General features: G+C 70.5%; 12 protein-coding genes and 1 pseudogene. 5 read left to right on the forward strand and 8 right to left on the reverse strand.

All coding sequences use genetic code 11. The features are described from left to right. Positions 1–2: 2 nt before the first annotated feature. From ACZ597_RS28480 to ACZ597_RS28510, 7 genes are all read right to left on the reverse strand, one after another. Positions 3–758, reverse strand: coding sequence for a thioesterase II family protein (locus ACZ597_RS28480; RefSeq protein WP_471335767.1), 756 nt, complete (start codon positions 756–758; stop codon positions 3–5). Next, positions 755–967 (reverse strand): MbtH family protein, encoded by a 213-nt coding sequence (locus ACZ597_RS28485; protein ID WP_471335770.1) that lies wholly within the window; start codon positions 965–967, stop codon positions 755–757. Before ACZ597_RS28485 ends, ACZ597_RS28480 begins: the two co-directional genes overlap by 4 nt. 117 nt (positions 968–1,084) lie before the next feature. Next, positions 1,085–7,831, reverse strand: coding sequence for an SDR family NAD(P)-dependent oxidoreductase (locus ACZ597_RS28490; RefSeq protein ID WP_471335773.1), 6,747 nt, complete (start codon positions 7,829–7,831; stop codon positions 1,085–1,087). A gap of 372 nt (positions 7,832–8,203) precedes the next feature. After that, a complete protein-coding gene (locus ACZ597_RS28495) occupies positions 8,204–11,290 on the reverse strand; it encodes an amino acid adenylation domain-containing protein (RefSeq protein ID WP_471335776.1) in 3,087 nt (1,028 codons plus the stop codon). A 79-nt stretch (positions 11,291–11,369) separates the two neighbouring features. Further along, entirely contained in the window at positions 11,370–12,002 is a 633-nt protein-coding gene (locus ACZ597_RS28500; protein WP_471335779.1) for a helix-turn-helix domain-containing protein, read from the reverse strand. Between the two features lie 265 nt (positions 12,003–12,267). Continuing rightward, entirely contained in the window at positions 12,268–12,999 is a 732-nt protein-coding gene (locus tag ACZ597_RS28505) for a 4'-phosphopantetheinyl transferase family protein (protein ID WP_471335782.1), read from the reverse strand. Further along, entirely contained in the window at positions 12,996–13,844 is an 849-nt protein-coding gene (locus tag ACZ597_RS28510; protein WP_471335785.1) for a metallophosphoesterase family protein, read from the reverse strand. The genes ACZ597_RS28505 and ACZ597_RS28510 overlap by 4 nt, the downstream gene beginning before the upstream one ends. 749 nt (positions 13,845–14,593) lie before the next feature. Between ACZ597_RS28510 and ACZ597_RS28515 the strand changes: the two genes are divergently transcribed. From ACZ597_RS28515 to ACZ597_RS28535, 5 genes and pseudogenes are all read left to right on the forward strand, one after another. After that, positions 14,594–14,995, forward strand: coding sequence for a DnaJ family domain-containing protein (locus tag ACZ597_RS28515; protein WP_471335788.1), 402 nt, complete (start codon positions 14,594–14,596; stop codon positions 14,993–14,995). Between the two features lie 326 nt (positions 14,996–15,321). Then, entirely contained in the window at positions 15,322–15,831 is a 510-nt protein-coding gene (locus ACZ597_RS28520; RefSeq protein ID WP_471335791.1) for a Rossmann-fold NAD(P)-binding domain-containing protein, read from the forward strand. 418 nt (positions 15,832–16,249) lie between these two features. Continuing rightward, on the forward strand, positions 16,250–16,519 hold the full coding sequence (locus ACZ597_RS28525; protein WP_471335794.1) for an NUDIX hydrolase: 270 nt from the start codon (positions 16,250–16,252) through the stop codon (positions 16,517–16,519). A gap of 254 nt (positions 16,520–16,773) precedes the next feature. After that, entirely contained in the window at positions 16,774–17,133 is a 360-nt protein-coding gene (locus tag ACZ597_RS28530) for a transposase (RefSeq protein WP_471335796.1), read from the forward strand. Next, a pseudogene (locus tag ACZ597_RS28535) lies at positions 17,085–17,471 on the forward strand (transposase); the annotation flags it as partial. The gene ACZ597_RS28530 and the pseudogene ACZ597_RS28535, both read left to right, overlap by 49 nt. A gap of 125 nt (positions 17,472–17,596) precedes the next feature. On the opposite strand, the gene ACZ597_RS28540 reads toward ACZ597_RS28535, so the two are convergent. Continuing rightward, entirely contained in the window at positions 17,597–17,953 is a 357-nt protein-coding gene (locus ACZ597_RS28540) for a hypothetical protein (RefSeq protein WP_471336029.1), read from the reverse strand. Positions 17,954–18,336 lie beyond the last annotated feature (383 nt).

Consider the following 18,336-nt stretch of genomic DNA (forward strand, 5'->3'; position numbering starts at 1 on the left):
GGTCAGCCGACGCGCGTGGCGGCCGCCCGGCCGAGCCCGGCCGCCACCGCCGCGACCACGGCCTCGCGAGCCGAGTTCACGAAGAAGTGGCCGCCCGGGAACATGCGCAGGTCGAACCGGTTGTCCGTCAGTTCGCCCCAGCGCTCCAGAACCGAGGGGGCGGCGTTGTCCTCGGTACCGCCGAACGCAGTGATCGGGCAGCCGAGCGGCGCACCGCCGGTGAACGTGTGGGTCTCGATGACGGAGAGGTCCGCACGGACCACGGGAAGGAACAACCGCATCAGCTCGCGGTCCGCCAGGACGGCCTCGGGGGTGGCCCGCCAGCTGCGAAGGAGCTCGACGAGATCCTCGTCGGACCGCTGGTGCAGCGGCGGATCCGCCACTTCCATCGCCTGGGGAGGCACCCGGCCCGATACGAAGAGCACCTCCGGCGATCCCGATTCCAGGCGGCCCAGGGTGCGCGCGAGCTCCAGCGCGACGACCGCTCCCATGCTGTGTCCGAAGAAGGCGAACGGCCTGTCGAGCCGGGGGATGACCGCCGGCACCAGCGCGTTGAGGACGTCGCTCATGCTCTGGAACGGCGGCGTGCCGAGCCGGTCCTCACGCCCGGGCAGCTGGATCGCCCACGGCTCAACCTCCTCGGGCAGACCGGCGGCCCACCCGCGGAACACCGAGACGCCCCCGCCGGCATAGGGGAAGCAGAACAGCCTCTGGGTCGCCCGGGGGCGGCTGACGAGCGGCCTGACCAGCTCGCTCACGAGGTCACCCCGTCGGTCATCCGCCGGCGCAGGCTCAGGGGTCGCAAATCGGTCCAGGTCTCGTCCACGTACGCGAGGCATTCGGCCTTCCCGCCCCGTCTGCCGGCCTCCCGCCACCCCTCGGGCAGTTCCCGGCCCGTCCGCCAGATCGAGTACTGCTCCTCGGCGTTCACCAGCACGGTGTACTCGCCGCCTTCGTGCTCGTCCATCTGTCACTTCCTTCTGGACCGACCCGGACGTCACCGGGCACCGGACTCGTGGCTGTCAAACGCGATGTGCCGCACGGGGCCCTCGCGGGGTGGCGCAGGGCGCCGGAGCCGCACCTCTCAGCGGCGCAGCCGCGAGGACCGCAGCCCGCCCGGCCCGCGGCCCCCCGCGGACGTCGTCCGCGTCGCCTTCCGTGCTTCCCGCAGCGGCTCGCCGAGGGACTCCAGACTCAGCTGCGCATCGCCCACGGACTGGCCCAGGACTGCGAGGAAGGTCACCTGGATGTCGACGATCTCGCCCTTCGACAGGCGGTTGGAGTTGTAGTTGAAGCGCAGGCTGAGGGCGTCCCCGTCCGGCTTCCCGTACAGGCAGACGTCGAGCTGCGAGGTCTGGTAGGCGGGCGGCAGGAAGTCGGTGAACTGGAACGCGCTGGAGAACACCGGGTTCTGCCCCGGCCGCGCCGGGATGGCGAGCCGTTCGAAGAGGCGGGTGAAGGGGTACCGGCTGTTGGCGTACGAAGCCACGCTCTTGCGCTGGGCGCGCCGGACCACGTCGCCGAAGGAGTCGGAGGCGGTCAGGCGGATGCGGACGGACAGCGGGTTCACGAACGCGCCGACCATCCCCTCCATCTCCTTGGTGTCCCTGCCCGAGAACGGAACGCACATCACGATGTCCTCGTCGGAACCGATGTCGTGCAGCGCGACCACGAAGGCGCTGAGGAGCACCACGTGGACCGTCGCGTCGAGCCGCCTGGCCAGCTCGGCCACACCGGTCGCCAGGTCCGGCCCGATCGCGAAGTCCAGGGTGTCGTTGACGACCTCCACCGAGGTCGCGTCGTGGTCTCCGATCCTCAACCGCGGCAGGGGCGCCCTGAGCTCGTCCGTCCAGTAGGCCTCCATCGCGGCGCTCTCCGGGCCCGCGAGCCACTCCTGACGGTCCCGGACGAAGCCGCTGAACGACATGGGCAGCGGTTCCAGTTCGGGCGTTCGCCGGTCCGCTCGCGCGCGGTAGGCCACCAGCAGCTCACGGAGCAGGTTCCCCATGCTGGTCCCGTCGGCCACGATGTGGTGCACGTTCAGGTAGGCGCAGTAGTGGTCCTCCGCCAGCCTGTACAGCTTCGCCCGCACGGGCGGCACCGAGAGGTCGTCGAAGGGGACCGCGTTGTCGGCCTGGATGAGGAGGGCGCTCTCGCCCTCCGGGTCGCCCTCTGCGGTCAGGTCCACCAGGGGGACCTCGAGGTCGTGCCGGGGCAGCACGCGCTGGCGCGGACCGTGCTCGGTGTCCTGGAAGGACAGGCGCAGTGCGTCGTGGCGCTCGACGAGGAATCCGACGGCCTCACGGAAGGCGGTGACGTCGATCGCCTCGTGGACGTGGTGCCACACGGGCAGGTTCAGCTCGGCCCGCCCGTCCCCGAGCTGGTGCTGCAGCCACATTCCCCGCTGGCCGTTCCACAGTTCGAGCCAGGTCTCGTCAGCGGTGTCCTGCCCGGTCGGGGCCGCGGCCGCGGGGTTCGCCCGCGGCTCTTCCACGACGCCCGCCTCTTCCGGAGCCAGGTACGCGGCGAGGTCCGCGACGGTCAGGTGGGCGAACAGGTCGGCGATCGTCAGTTTGACGCCGAGGGCCTTCTGGAGGCTGTTGGCCAGCCGCAGGGCGAGCAGCGAGTCCCCGCCCAGGTCGAACAGACTGGCGAACACGTTGATGTCGGAGATGCCGAACTCGGCCGCCCACAGGCCTGCGAGGGTGCGCTCGAGCTCGCTGTACGCGCCGTCCGCGCGTCCCGTGAGGCGTACGGCGTCCGTGCTCGGCGCCGCGGGCAGGGCGGGGCCGGCAGCCGCGGAGCGGGCGGACACCTTCCGCTGGATGGATTCGGCGAGCCGCAGGGGCGCCGTCGCCATCCGGGCCCGGAGGGCCGCAGGATCCAGGGAGCCCAGCATGCCGTAGTTGATCTCGCCGACGATCACCTGCGTGGACGATCCCCTGAGGATCGCCTCGTAGCTGGCGATGCCCTCCTCGATCCCGACGGACCGGAAGAACCCCTGGTCCTGGCGGACGCCGTGGTCCGCAGCCATGCCCGTGCCGATCCAGTCGGTCCAGTTCACCGTGAGGGTCCGCAGGCCCGCCTTGCTCCGCCACGCGGCGAATCCGTCGAGGTACTGGTTGGCCGCGGTGTAGTCGCTCTGTCCGGCGGAACCGAACAGCGCCGTGGTGGAGCTGAACAGCACCATGACGGGTCGATCGGCGAGGGTGGCCTCGTGGAGCGCCATCGCGCCGTCCGCCTTGGGGGCGAGCGTGGCGCGGAAGGTCTCCGCGGGCTTGCGCATGAGGAAGCCGTCGCCGGCGGTCCCCGCGGCGTGGACCACGTGGGTGATGGCGCCGAGCTCGGACCTCACGGCCGAGACGACCCGGGCCACGTCCTGGGCGTCCGCGACGTCGCCCCGGAGGCACACGACGCGGGTGCCCCGCGCTTCCATCTCCAGGATCAGCGCGATCCGGTCGGCGCTCCGGCCCCCCTCGGCCAGGACCTCGTCCCAGTCGGCCCGCGCGGGCATCGCGCTCCTGCCGACCAGTGCGATCCCAGCCCCGGGCTGCCGCAGGCTGATCGACCGGGCGACTTCCAGGCCGAGACCGCCCAGGCCTCCCGTGATCAGGTGAACTTCGCCGTCGGGCGTCCCCTGCGTCGGGGCGGCCTCGGGCAGATCCACCACCGACAGCTCCGCGGCGTACCGGGCCGCTCCCCGCAGGGCGGTCTGGCCGATGGGGTCGGAACAGAGGATCTCCTCGACCCACGCCGCGGGCGCCAGGTCGTCACCCACGTCCACGCACCGGCAGCTGATCTCCTGGTGCTCCTGGCCGATGACCTTGGCGAGTCCGAAGAGCGCGGAATGGGCGGGAACGAGGCGGGTCTCGTCCCCAGTGACGTGGTGCACGTGCTGTGCGACGACCGTGATCCGATGGGGACCGGTGCCCGCCCCGGCCAGGGCACGTGCCAGCTCGAGCAGCCCCATGACGCCCTCGTCGAGCAGCCTGTCCTGGCCCTGCGCACCGTCGCCGTCGGCCCCGCCGCCGGCCACGTAGACGATCTCCGACGGCAGGGGATCCGGCCGGGAGGCCCAGTCCGTGTCCGCGAGCTCCGTCTCGACGGTGACGCCGGCCGCGCGCAGTCCTTCGGCCGTCGCCTCGAGCAGTGCCGACCCGGCACCCACAACCAGGGCCGTGCGGACGTCGCGGCGTCCCTCCTGGCCACGGTCCGCACGCACCCAGTTCAGCGTGTGGTGCATGACCGAACCCCGGGCACTGTCGATGGTCCGTCGCGGACTGTTGACGCGCTTCGCGGTGAACCCCTTGACCTCCAGGACGACGGCACCGGCCGGGTCGTGGACCGTCACGTCGACCTTGCGGACCTCGCCGCTCTGCTGGAAGCGCGGGTCCGGTTCGATCACGCTGGTGCACGAGGCCGGCATCGGGCCGTGCACCACCAGCCGGTCGTAGGCGAGCGGCAGGTAGAAGTCCTCGTTAGCCTCCCGCTGCGCGTCCTCCCCGTCGAACATGGCCCACCGGTGGAATCCGGTGGCGAGGTCCAGCAGCGCGGGATGCAGTACGTAGTCGGCCGTCTCCTCCTGGAAGCGGCCGGGCAGGACCATCGTCCCCAGGGCGCAGCGGACGCCCACGTCCACCGTGCGCAGGCTCTCCTGCCAGCGGCTGCCGAACTCCATCACGCGGTGTCCGGCCTGGAGGGAGCCGCCGTCCATGGTGGCGAGCCCGCAGCGGGCGGAGGACTCCGCGGGATCCGTAGCCGCGGCCGGCGGCTGCGGCTCCGCGGCCACGCGGCCCCGCACGTGGAGGGTCCACTGCCGGCCCGTGGCCGCCGCGTCCGGGTCGTGGCTCACGACCCGGAACTCCGCGCCGCCCTCCTCGTCGGCCCGCACGATCGTGTGCGCCTCGCGCGGCCGGTCCGCCGTCACCAGGAGCGGTACCTGGAACTCGACGTCGCTGATCACGGTCACCGGCGTGCCGAAGAGCGCCGATCCCGCCGCGCGGGCCATCTCCAGGTAGGTCGTACCCGGGACGATCGCCTCCGAGAGCATCCGGTGCTCGCTGAGCACCCAGTGCCGTTCGAGGTCGAAGTCGGTGCGGAACACGACCTCGTCGGCCGTGTGGACCAGCAGTTCGTCCAGCAGGACGTGGGGTGCGGGAGCGGCTGGGGAGGCCGGCGCGGAGGGGGCCGGGTCGAGCCAGTACCGCCGGCGCTCGAAGGGGTAGGTGGGCAGGGCCACGCGCCCGGGGTTCTCCCCGCCGTGGTACGCGGACCAGTCCGGGGCCGCGCCCGCCTGCCACAGCAGTCCGAGGGCCCGCTGGACGGAGGCCAGTTGCCCGCGGACGTCACGGGCGTGCGGCAGGGATCCCACCACCACGCGGTCCGCCCCGCCTTCGGCGAGCTGGCGCGTGACGAGGCTCCGCAGCGTCTGGCCCGGGCCGACCTCGAGGAACACCAGTCGGTCGTCCGCCGCCAGGGTCTCGATCCCCTTGGCGAATTCGACGGTGGACAGTACGTGGGCCCCCCAGTAGGCGGGGTCGGTCGCCTCTTCGGCGGTGATCCACTCCCCGGTGACGTTGGAGACGAAGGGCAGGTGCGGAGCGGTCAGGGTGACCTCGGAGACCGCCTTGACGAACTCGTCGACCATCGGGGCCATCAGCGGGGTGTGGAAGGCGTGCGAGGTCGCCACGGGCCTGGCGCCGATCCCGTCGGCCGCCAGGTCGGCGGCGAATGCCGCCACCGGGACGGCGTCTCCCGCGACCACGCAGTCGGCCGGTCCGTTGTGTGCGGCCAGGGTCAGTCCGCCGGGCATCCGTGCCTCGACGGTGCTCCGCCCGGCCGAGACGCTCAGCATGGCTCCCGGGGCCTGTTCCTGCATCAGCCTGCCCCGCAGGGCCACCAGTCGGAGGGCGTCGCCGAGTTTGAAGACTCCGGCCAGGCAGGCCGCGACGTACTCCCCGAGGCTGTGCCCGGCCATCGCGGCGGGGGTCACGCCCCACGACGCCCACAGCGCGGCCAGCGCGTACTCGACGGTGAAGAGGGCGGGCTGGGCGAACTCGGTCCTGCTCAGGAGCTCGGCTGCGCGCGCGTCGTCCGGCGGGCACAGCAGCAGGTCCCGGACGTCCGTTCCGAGGACGTCGCGCAGTCCTTCCGCGCAGCGGTCCACGGCCTCCCGGAACTCCACTTCCCGCTCGTAGAGTTCACGGGCCATGCCGGGATGCTGGGCACCCTGACCGGTGAACAGCATCGCCACCTCCGCGGAGGTGCCGAGAGCCGTCCCGGTCGCCAGCGCGGCGGGGTCACGGTCCTCCAGTGCCCGGGCCGCCTCCTGCGGCGAGGAGGCGACGACGGTCCGGCGGTGCCTGAACTCCTCGCGCCCCTGCGCCAGGGTGAAGGCCACGTCGACGAGCGCCTGCGGCTCCTGGCGCAGGTGCTCGGCCAGGCGGTCGGTCATCCGTTCCAGCGCCTCGGGTGTGCGGGCCGAGAGCACCAGGAGCTGCGAGGGGCGCGCGGGCTCGGTGACCGGTCGCTCGGGTGCCTCCTCCAGTACGACGTGGGCGTTGGTGCCGCCGAACCCGAACGCGCTCACGCCCGCCCTGCGCGGCCCGTCGAGGGACTCCCAGAAGGTCAGGTCGCGCTGGACGCGAAACGGTGACCGGTCGAAGTCGATCTGCGGGTTGGGCTGGTTGAAGTGCAGGGTGGGGGGCAGCATGCCGTGCCGCAGCGACAGCGTGGTCTTCAAGAGGCCCGCCATGCCCGAGGCCGCGTCCAGGTGCCCGACGTTGGACTTGACGGAGCCGAGGGCGCAGTAGCCCGTGCGGTCCGTGCTCTGGAAGAACGCCCTGGTCAGGGCCTCGACCTCGATGGAGTCGCCGATCTGCGTACCGCTGCCGTGCGCTTCCACGTAGCTGATGGTGTCGGCCTCGACGCCCGCGACGTCCAGTGCCTCCAGAACGACGGAGGACTGCCCCGCGATGGCCGGAGCGGAGAAGCTCGCCTTCGTGGCGCCGTCGTTGTTGACCGCCGTGCCCTTGATCACGGCGTAGACGGTGTCGTTGTCGGCCAGCGCGTCGGCGAGCCGCTTCAGGAGAACCACGCCCACGCCGTTGTTGAAGACCGTACCCCGGCTGTCGGCGTCGAAGGGGCGGCAGTGCCCGTCCGGCGACATGATGCCGCTCTCCTGGAACCGGTACCCCTTCTGCGGGCTGACCTTGAACGCCACTCCTCCCGCGAGCGCCATGCCCGATTCGTGGTTGAGCAGGCTCTGGCATGCGAGGTGGACCGCGACCAGCGAGCTGGAACAAGCGGTGTGCACGGGGATGCTCGGACCCTGGAGGTCGAGCTTGTAGGAGACACGGGTGGTCAGGAAGCCCAGTTCGTTGCCCAGTCCCACGTTGGAGGCGCCGATCGCGGCGCCGTCCTTGAGGTTGGCGAAGACATGGGGCAGGTAGGCGCTGGTGCCGGCCCCGCCAAACACACCGACGGGGGTGTCGATCCGGCTCGGACCGTACCCGGCGTTCTCCAGGGCCTCCCAGGCCGTCTCGAGGAAGACCCGGTGCTGCGGGTCCATGATCGTGGCCTCTCGCGGCGTGTAGCCGAAGAACTCCGCGTCGAAGAGGTCGATCCCATCGGTGCGGGCGCCGGCCTTCACGTAGTCCGGCTGGGAGAACTCCTCCACGGGGACGCCCGCGGAGACCAGTTCGTCATCGTCGAAGAAGCCGATGGACTCCACGCCGTTGCGCAGGTTGTGCCAGAACCGGTCCAGGTCAGGGGCGCCCGGGAAGCGTCCGGCGATGCCGATGATGGCCACTTCGCAGCCGAAGTCCTGCATCGCGCTAGCGTCTTCCACCGGGTTGCCCAATCTGTCGCAGGACCGCACCGGTTCCCGGCGCCGCACCTCACCGGGAGGGCGCGAGCGGGAACTCCTGCTCGGCGGGCGGCCGCTCGAAGCGGTCGGCCGAGTACGGAGTGAAGGCGGTCGGAATCAGGAAATGAGAGAAAAAGGGGGGGTATACGCCGACAGGAGGTCCGGCTCACTGCGGACTTGCGTCGTCCCCGGGCCGAAGCGCACAGCTCAGCCACTATGAGGTACATATTCTTAGTCGATCCCCACCCTGTCAAGAGGGATCCTCGTGCGCTCTCCACGGGCCGGAGGAGCCTGCCGCAGGCCGGGAGGGGGATGGCCTGCGGCAGGTGTCCCAGGTCAGGACCCGGTGACGTCTTCCAGGAGTGCCTGGAAGCGTGCGCCCAACTCGCGGGCGAAGGAGGCGGGGACCTGATGGGGCCGGTAGCTGACGGTCAGCTGCGGTCCACCGCGTTCGTGCGGGCGCACCTCGGCGACGAGTTCCGTCGGCAGCCCGAAGGCCGCCGGACGGAAGAACTCGGTCGTCGCCCCGACGAGCTCCATTTCCGCCGGGGCGTTGTTCTGCAGGGCGAACATGTTCTGGAACAGCGGTGCGCGCGGCCCCCGGGGCGGGTTGACCAACCGGACGACCTCGCTGAAGGGGACGTCCTGCGCGGCGAAAGCACGGCGCACCGTGTCCGCGACGCGTGACACGTCCCGCTGCCCCGCCCCCTTCCCGGAGAACCGCATCCGGATGCACAGCACGTCGACGAGGCAGGACACCGCACGGTCCAGCCGCTCGTCCCCGCGCAGGGCGAACGGGGTGCCGACGGCGATGTCCTCGTCTCCCGAAACCTCCGCCAGCGCTGCGCCGTAGGCCGTCAGGAGTACGACGAAGGGCGTCACTCCCAGTTCCCCCGCGCGTTCTTCCACGCGCTTCAGCGTCTCCTCCGAGAGGGAGAACACCTGGCATTCCGGTGCGCCGCCCGGCTCGGGGGCGGGGGCCTCCGGGATCGTCAGGGCGGGCACACCGGTCAGCTCGCCGCGCCAGTACGCGCGCTGCTGCTCGAGGACCTCGGATGCGGGGCGGGCTCGTTGGGCCGCCGCCACCTCCCGCAGCGTCGGCGCCGGCTCCCCCTGCGGCAGGCGGCCGAGCCGCAACGCGTTGTAGGCGTCGGCGAGCTCCCCCGCCAGAACGGACTCGGACCAGCCGTCGAACGCCACGTGGTGCACGACGACACCGACGAGGTGTGACGCGCCGGGTCCGATCGTCACCACGACCACGCGCCAGACCTCGGCCTCCTCGAGCCGGAAGGGCCGGGCCAGAGCCTGGCGCAGGAGGGCGTGGGCCTCCTCGGGAGCCGGTGCCCACAGCACTGCCGGCCGGGGGGGTACGAGGGCGAGCGGGACCGCGGCGGGACCGGGGTCCGCGTCGAAGCGGTAGGAGGAGCGCAGGGCCTCGTGCCGACGCTGGACGTGTTCGACGGCTCGGCCCAGCACCTCCGGATCCACCTCGCCCTCCACCCGCCATCCCATCGTGCAGTGGTGCACGGGGTCGTCCGGGGCGAAGACGTGGCGCATCAGCATGTCGCCCTGCTGCGGGTTCAGCGGCACGGGGCCGCCGTCGGGCCGGACGCCCCCGGCGGGGAGTTCCCGGCCCGCTCGTTCGAGCCATTGCGCGAGCCCCTTCGGAGTGGGACTCCGGTAGACCTGGGAGAGCGGCAGGGGCTCTCCCCTGCTCTGGAAGGACGCCCGCACCCGGTTCTGGAGGCGTATGGCCAGCAGGGAGTGTCCGCCCAGCTCGAAGAAGTCGTCGTGCGGGCCCACTTCCTCCAGTTCGAGGAGTTCGGCGAAGAGCCCGCAGAGCTCCGCCTCCGCGGCCGAGCGCGGCGCCTGCGCGGGCCGGCCGGAGGTCACGGCCACGTCCGGCAGGGCGGCTCGGTCCAGTTTGCCGTTGCCCGTGAGGGGCATGGCCTCCAGCAGTCCGATCGCGGAAGGGATCATGTAGTGCGGGAGCACCCGGGCGAGGTGCGCGCGGATCTCCGCGAGGTCCGGCGCGGCGCCCGGTACAGGCACAACGTGGCCCACCAGGGTGGGCCCCCCGGCGGCTTCCCGTACGGAGGCCGCCGCGTGGCGCACCGCCGGATGGCGGGCGAGGGCCGCTTCGACCTCGCCCAGTTCGATCCGGAAGCCCCGGATCTTCACCTGGCTGTCGGCGCGGCCCAGGTACACCAGAAGCCCGTCGGGGCGCAGACGGGCGAGATCGCCCGAACGGTAGCCCCTGACCGGCCGGCCCGCGGGGTCCTCGAGGGTGACGAAGCGCGCCTCCGTGAGATCGGGCCGTCCCAGGTATCCCAGGGCCACTCCGGGACCCACGACCACCATCTCGCCGGTCTCGCCCGGCTCGACGCAGCGGAGGTCCTCGTCGACCAGGAGGAGGTCGAGGTCGGGCAGCGGCCGGCCGATGACGCTGTCGCCGTCGTCCAAGTCCGACTGCCGCACCTCGTGGTACGAGGTGTGCACGGTCGTTTCGGTGATCCCGTACATGTTGACGAGAACGGGCCGCCCGACACCGTACTTGGCTGCCCAGGGCTTCAGATCGGAGAAGCGCAGCGCCTCCCCGCCGAAGACGACGAACCTGAGCGGAAGGCGTTCCCGGTGTCGGCCGTCCTCGACCACCAGCTGCTGGAACGCCGAAGGCGTCTGGTTCAGCACCGTCACCCGCTCCTGTTCCAGCAGCCGGCGGAAGGCGGCGGGGTCCTTGGCCACGTCGGCCGGCACGAAGACCGCGCAGCCGCCGTGGAGCAGGGCGCCCCACATCTCCCAGACCGAGAAGTCGAAGGCGAACGAGTGGAAGACCGTCCAGACGTCCTCGGACGTGAAGCCGAAGAGGGGAGCGCTCTCCGAGAACAGACGGAGCACGTTCCGGTGGGTGACCTCGACGCCCTTGGGCCTCCCGGTCGTTCCCGAGGTGAAGATCACGTAGGCCCGCGACTCGGGCGCCGTCCGCTCCGGAAGGAGTACGGAGTCCGGCGGAGCCGCCGCCGGGGCATCGACCAGGCAGCGGTCGATGCCCGCCGGTACGCGATCCGCCAGGCTCCGGGACGTCACCACGGCCACGGGCGCGGCGTCTTCGAGGATGATGCCGTTCCGCGCCGCAGGGGCCTCGGGGTCCAGCGGGAGGTAGAACGAGCCGGCCTTCAACACGGCGAGTGCCGCCACTGCCATCTCGGCCGACCGGTCGAGCAGAATGCCCACGGGACGCGCCGAGGTCCGGGTGAGGGGCAGCAGTTCCCTCGCGAGGTGGGTGGACCGCAGGTCGAGCTCTGCGTAGGTGAGGCCCTGCGTGCCGCACTTGACCGCGATGCGGTCCGGGTACGCGGCCGCGGCACTCTGGAACGCCTCGACGAGGGAGGCCGGAGCAGTCGGTTCTGGTGGTTCGTGCATGTCTCACTCGCTCATCCGGAGGGAGCCCGGCCGTACGGGCCCGGGCCTGCGGTTTCGGTGCATCGCTGCGGTCGCGCTCTCAGCCGACGGACGCCAGCACGTCCGCCTTGGCGTAGTAGACGCGGCGCCCGTTCGTCCGCCGCCGCCAGCTGTTCTCCGAAGCGAGCCGGTAGACGTTGCTCATGGAGATGCGGCACAGCTCCGCCACGTCCTTGGCGGTGAGCCACGGCAGTCCGGCCTGGTGCTGGTGGCTCACGCGCCGGTCCAGCTCTCGCCACTCGTACGCCGACCAGGCGTGCCCGGGGTCGTTGTCGCAGCGGACTTCGCTGGGCAGCTGGCCGTCCGCCTGGATCGCCGCGATCAGCGATCCCCCGCACTCGTGCTCGATGCAGGCCCCCACCCGGAAGCGCCGCACCCGCTCCGGGCTGACGACGCGCCGCGCCATGGTGGCGGTCTCGGCCATCTCGCTGATGGCGTCACCCGCTGCCGGGTGGTGGCACAGCCAGCGTGCGTGCTGGTAGAGGAACTCGGCGAGCACCTCCATGGACTGCCCGGCGGGAACGCACCCGTGTTCCGCGTTCACCAGGTCGCACCATGCCCGGAGTCTCACCCGCAGGGTGTCGCGCGCTTCGACGGCGACGGCGTTCAGCTTGATTCCGAACGACCGGGTACCGGAGACCCGCTGCCCGTCCCAGGGGGTGGTCGCGAGCATGTTCTCGCATTCCGTGTAGAGGTCCGGAATGGATCTCAGGTCCCGCTGGAAGCGTTCGAAACATCCCGTGCAGACACGCATTCCGCCGGGCGCGGCATGGAACCCGTCAGCCGCTCGGTCGCGACTGTAGGGACAATCTCCGTTTTGACAGCCGTTCACTTGGAACAATACCTCGCAGTACATGTCCGGCAGGAGCCGGAGAAGATCAGTGATTTGTTGACGGGCCGGCGTCGGGCCCGTCGAGGCCGTGCGAAACGGGCAGGCACTACGCGCGGTCGTCCCGGAGGAATTCGCCGCCGGTCGCGGGCGAAGTGGCGTACGCGGACCGGTCACCCGTCGCGGGAACGGTGATCGCGGTCACGAGAAGCCCCTGCCGGGCGGCCCAGCGCCCCCGGAGCACCGTCAGCCTGACGTCGTTCACGACGGGGCCGGGTGCCAGCAGACGGGCGGTGAAGGTCCGCGTTCCAGGCTCCAGGACCACCGCGGCGTGCTCGAAGCCCAGCCACCGGCGGGCGAGCGGATACCAGGCCTTGTACACGCATTCCTTGGCGCTGAACAACAGCCGGTCCCAGGCGATGTCCGGCCGGCGCTCGGCCAGCTCGTCCAGCATGGCCAGTTCCCCCGGCCCCGCGATCAGCTCTCGGATACCTCGTTCCGGGCACGCCTCGTTGGGTTCCGCGTCAACGCCGACCATGGCGAATTCCTCGGCTCTGGCCAGGGTCGCCACACGATATCCCGCACAGTGGGACATGCTCCCGACCAGGCCCGCGGGCCACAACGGCTCACCCTGAGGACCGTGCAGGATCGGCGCGGGCGGGAAGCCCAGCCGGCCCATGGCCTCTCGGGCACACGCCCGCACCGTGCGGAACTCCGCGCGGCGTGAGATCAGCGCGCGCTCGACGAGAGCGGCCTCCTGGGTGAACACGGGGGGCGTGGCGTCCGGATCCCCGAAGGACTGGACCGCCGCCACCCCGTCGGGAACCAGCTCCGCTATCACGACGGGGTGCCCGCGGATGGCCGGCCCGAGAGGACCGGAACGAGCCGCCCGGGCCGCGCGGCCCGGGCCCTCCACTCACGCGGATATCCCAGGGATACCTCGTAGTGCGGTATTCCGTCCTTGCGCACGAGTCCGGGTATGTGGAGGTGCCCGTAGACGACGGCGGCGGCTCGGAACCTCCGCGGCCAGTCCTCCGTCTCCGAGGTGCCGCACCACAACGCGAACTGCGGATGGCGCAGCACCCGCGTCGGTTCGCGAACCAGCGGGAAATGATTGACGAGCACGGTCGACATGCCCTCCGGAATGGCGGTGAGGCGTGCTTCGGATACGGCGAGCCGCGCACTGCACCACGCCTCCCGGCTCGGATGGGGATCGGGGTGCAGCATGAATTCGTCCATGCACACCACGCCCGATTCCTCTGCCAGCGCGAGCGCCCGGGCCTTGTCGTGAATGCCGGGGGCCCTGAACGAGTAGTCGTAGAGAACGAAGAGCGGGGCTATGGCGACCGGACCCTCCGGCGTCTCCCAGACGGGGAACGGGTCCTCGGGCGTGAGAACCCCCATGCCCCTGCAGAGCTCCACGAGGTACCGGTACCGCTCCTCGCCGCGCAGTGCGAGTGGATCGTCCGGACGCGTCCACAGCTCGTGGTTCCCCGGCGCCCAGACCACTCGCGCGAAATTCCGGCTCAGGACATCGAGCCCCCATCGCACGTCGTCGCTGTGGTCGCCGATGTCACCGGCCACCACGAGCCAGTCGCCGTCCGACGTCGGCCGCAGCCTTCTGACCAGCTCCTTGTTCTCTTCGTGCTGCACGTGCAGATCGCTGATGGCCAAAAGATCGCCCATTTGTACACACCCAAGAACTCTCAGAACCGGCGGATCGGCTGGGCGAGAGCACCTCGCCGGTCAGCCGGGTGATGGGTGTCCGAGACGACGCCGCGTCGGCCGCGGCGCCGATGGCCGCCTGCCCGCTCCGAGTCCCCCAGGTCTGCCGGAGGCCCTTCGAGCGCCTTCCCGGCTGTAAATCCATACGCCTGTACACACACAGGCACCCCCATGCCAAGATCGATGCGAGTCGCGAAGTATGTGGTCGACGACTCTCTCGGTAGGGATCTTCAAGCAGATCCCGAGCGGGCCGCAATGGATCATATTGTGAGATGAGTCACCGACCCACCTCGCCGCCAACTGGACGATGCTGCGTACCTCACCCGCATTGCACCAGGTAGATGGCAGCGTGACGGTCACCAGCGGCACGCACCCCCGCTCGGCACGATGCACGAATATGGACCCTCTTGCATCGATATTCGGACGCCATGAGAAGCTTGACCGGCCCGACAGCCGCATATCGGGCGTTGCTGTTCGCGAACTGAGGGCTGCCCCACGGTTCGCCTTCGAATCCATCACCACGACGGGAGTTGGTGATGGATCGCAAACCGTCGATGGCCTCGGCCGACTTGACACACGAACGGACGCGCGGGAACCGGGGCAGGGGCGTGGCGATAGGCTCGCGCTGGACAGCCGGTTCCGTGCCCGCCCTCGGCCAACGGTCGGGAAGAGGTGCCGCGCGCAGCCGATGTGACCCCTGGGGAGGGATCGTGACCGACCGCAAGCCGCCCGGTGTGGACTTCGAGTCCTGGGTGGACCGCCAGATCAGGGAGGCCGGTGACCGCGGCGACTTCCAGAACCTACCGGGTCTGGGCAAGCCGCTGGCCTCGCTGGACGCCCCCTATGACGAGATGTGGTGGGTCAGGGCCAAGATGCACCAGGAGGGTTTCGCCGGCCTGCCACCCGCGCTCGCGCTGCGCAAGGAGGCGGAGGACGCGATGGAGGCGGTCCACGCCGCGCGCACCGAGCGCCAGGTGCGCGGCATCCTCACCGAGATCAACGAGAAGATCAGCGCCGCACTGCGGATGCCCCCGCCGGGCCCGGCCCTGCAACTCACCGAATTCGACGTCGAAGACGTGGTCGCGGCCTGGCACGAGGCCCGTCGCGCGTAGGGCCCCGAAGGCCCGGCCGCCGTGCGTCACCGACGGAGCGGAAGTGCTGACGGTCCTTCACCGGGCCTCACCGGAGCAGCCGTAAGGTTGTGGCATCCTGCAGGGACTCCGGCGGGCCGGCCGCCGGCGGCGGAGAGGACCCCGATGACCCGCAGCGCGCTCCTGGTCGGAGCCACCGGACTGGTCGGCGGACAGTTGCTGGCGCGGCTGCTGCGCGACCCGCGCTACGACCGCGTGACCGTGCTGGCTCGCCGCCCGCTCGGTCTCGAACACCCGCGGCTGGACGCCCGGGTGGTGGACTTCGCACCAAGCTCGGGGCCGACGACGTGCCGCCCGGGCCGGGCGAGACGGACGTGTACGGTGCGCTGGGCACCACCATCCGGCAAGCCGGCTCGCAGGAGGCCTTCCGCGAGGTGGACCAGCACCACACCGTGCGGGTGGCAGAGCTGGCCCGGAACTCGGGTGCCGAGCGGATCGCCGTCGTCTCCTCGGTCGGTGCCGGTTCCGGCAGCCGGGCCTTCTACCTGCGGGTCAAGGGGGACATGGAGGCGGAGGTGACTGCCCTGGGCTACCGCCAGGCCGAGTTCTTCCGGCCCTCCTTCATCCTCGGCCGCCGTCTCTCCCGCCGCCGGGGCGAGGGACTCGGCAGCTCCGCCGCAACCGTGCTGGCCCCGCTGCTGGCCGGGCCCGCGCGGCCCTACCGGCCCGTGCCCGCGGGCCGGCTCGCCGCTGCCATGATCGCCGCACTGGCCGAGGACCGGCCCGGGGTCCGGATCCGCACCTACGACGACTTCCTGGCCCTCGCCCCGGAGCCGGCCGCCGTCGGCCGGGCGTGACCGCGCGGCGCTACGGCTGCTCTACGTGTACGGCTCCCCAGCCGGGCCCGGCCGGACCGGGCCTGCGCCTGCGCGCCACGAGGGCGCGATCCCCAGGCCGATGCCCACGGGCAGGAGGCACACCCCGGTGAACATCGCCAGGCCGATGCTGACCGACAACGGGCCCTCCTGGTCCAGTTCGACACCGGGACGGTGCCCTGGTCGCTGTCCAGGTGGAGACCCGGCCACGTGGCACCTCGACGTCGAAGGGCATCCCGCCATCCCCCGGGGTGTGAAATCGCGACGCCGAAGATGATGTCGGCCAGTCGCCTACCTTCCGAGTGATCGAAGGCATGCGGTCGCCAATCAGCGCGAATGACCGATGCTACGCGGCGTTTGGGGGCGCGGTTGGGGTAGTGCTCAGCCATAGATACGGTGGGTGCCTTCCTGCAGGCTGACTTGGACGGACCCCTGGTGCACCGCCCTCCCACGCGCAGCCGTCTGTTTACAGAAGGCCCAGGCGGACAGCGGAGACTTCGAGGACCTCACCGGCCCCGAGTTCACCGCAGAGGGCCGCGGCGAATACGCGCTGGAGGAGATCCCGCTGACCACGGCGGGGCTCGACCGCATCGACCTCAAGCCCGAGGAGATCGCCCACATCCTGCGGGGCGCAATCAGCGCCGGGACTCTCGCCCTGCTCAGTCACTGAACGACCCGGGTGTGCTTCCGGGCGCGCCTGCTTTGCTCCCGGAGGATCATGGCCGCCGCCAGTGATGGCGGCGGCATTCGGGCCGTTCTCCGCTTCGGCAAGCGCTTGCGCCGGGGTCTGACTTCTTCGGCTGCGATCCGCCCTCGGTCGCCGCTTAGTGAACCAGTGCCCCCTGGCTCCGGTCCGCTCCCGCCCCCCAGGGGCGATCGGCTAAGACGTCGATTCTTATGGCGTGATCGTTCGTTGTTCCGTGCATGACGGATCTGGTTGAGCGGTTGGCACCGGAGGAGTTATGGGTGTTGTTTCGGCGGGTGGTGCCACCGACTGAGGTGATACGTCCGCAGGGTGGCGGCCGGCGCCGGGCTGGTGACCGCGAGGTCCTGGCCGCGATCATCTTCGTGGCGACGTCGGGCTGTACCTGGCGGCAGTTGCCGCCGATGTTCGGTCCGGCCTGGCAGACGGTCTACAGGCGGTTCGCCCAGTGGAGCCGGGAGCGGGTCTGGGCCCGGTTGTATCGGGTCGTGCTCGATGAACTCGGTGCCCGGGGTGAGCTGGACTGGTCGAGGTGTGCGATCGACTCGGTCAGTCTGCGGGCAGCAAAAGGGGGCCTTTGACGGGACCGAATCCGACCGGCCGCGGCAAGCTGGGATCGAAGATCCACCTGATCTGCGACCGGAAGACTGCCACTGTCCCTGGGCATCTCCGGGGCGAACATGTACGACAGCCAGGGCCTGGAGCCGCTCGCCCGCGGCATTCCGCCCATCCGCTCCCGCCGCGGGCCCCGGCGCCGAAGCCGGCGAAACTGCATGCCGACAAGGGCTACGACTACGACCACCTGCGCCGATGGCTCCGCGAGCGCGGCATCCGCCACCGCATCGTCCGCAAGGGCATCGAGTCCTCACAGCGGCTAGGCCGACATCGCAGGGTGGTCGAGCGAACTGTGTCCTGGCTGGCCGGCTGCCGACGGCTCCACCGACGCTACGAACGCAAGGCCGAACACTTCCTCGCCTTCGTCGGCATCGGTTCTTATCTCCCACCGCCACCTCCAGACAGTGAGCCCGAGCGGCACGAAGTTGATCAGGCAGGCAGGGCGGTCTTGCGCGATGGTGGACGCCAGATGAAGGCATTGGCGATCTCGTCCGCGAACGAACGGTGCTGCCATGTGTCGGTGACGTCGGTCCAGTTGCGAAGGACAGCCCTGTCCTCCGCCTTCGGCGTCTCTCGGTCGTAGACAAGATCGAACGAGTAGACACGGCCGTCCTCATCTATGCACTGGCCGAACTCATGGTCACCCCCGTCCGGGAAGAGGTTGACCAGCATGGTCGTCGCCGGGTCGAGTCCCTGCTCTTCGAGGAGGCTCCTGAGCCGCCTCCAGAGATCGAACGCGCTCGTGCGCAGGAGGTTCGTGTTCTGAACATATGCTGCCTGGGACATAGAACCCGATCTTGTGTCACCAGCATCGAAACCGCCAGTCCTTGCAGATGGACATCCCAAAAGAATCGACGTCTTAAGGTGGTGGGCCACTCCATCGGGTACTGGATGGGCGCGCCGTCGATGGGGCTATCCACACGTAGGCGAGGGGCACGGGGTCCCGGACAGGTAGACCGTGTCGACCTTGGGGCTATCCCCACGTAGGCGGGAGGCACCCTTCATGACCTGTGGTTTCGCCTTTGCCTGAGGGTGGATTCACCCACTTTCACCAACTTACATGTTTCGACCCGTCGGTGGAAGTGCGGTCAGTTTAACAACGGGATTCATAACCGGGGGATCCGTCAGAGGCGAGGCCTCGTACTTGTGGTGCGCAGGAACGTACCCAG

Source organism: Streptomyces sp. NPDC040718 (genome assembly GCF_055593565.1).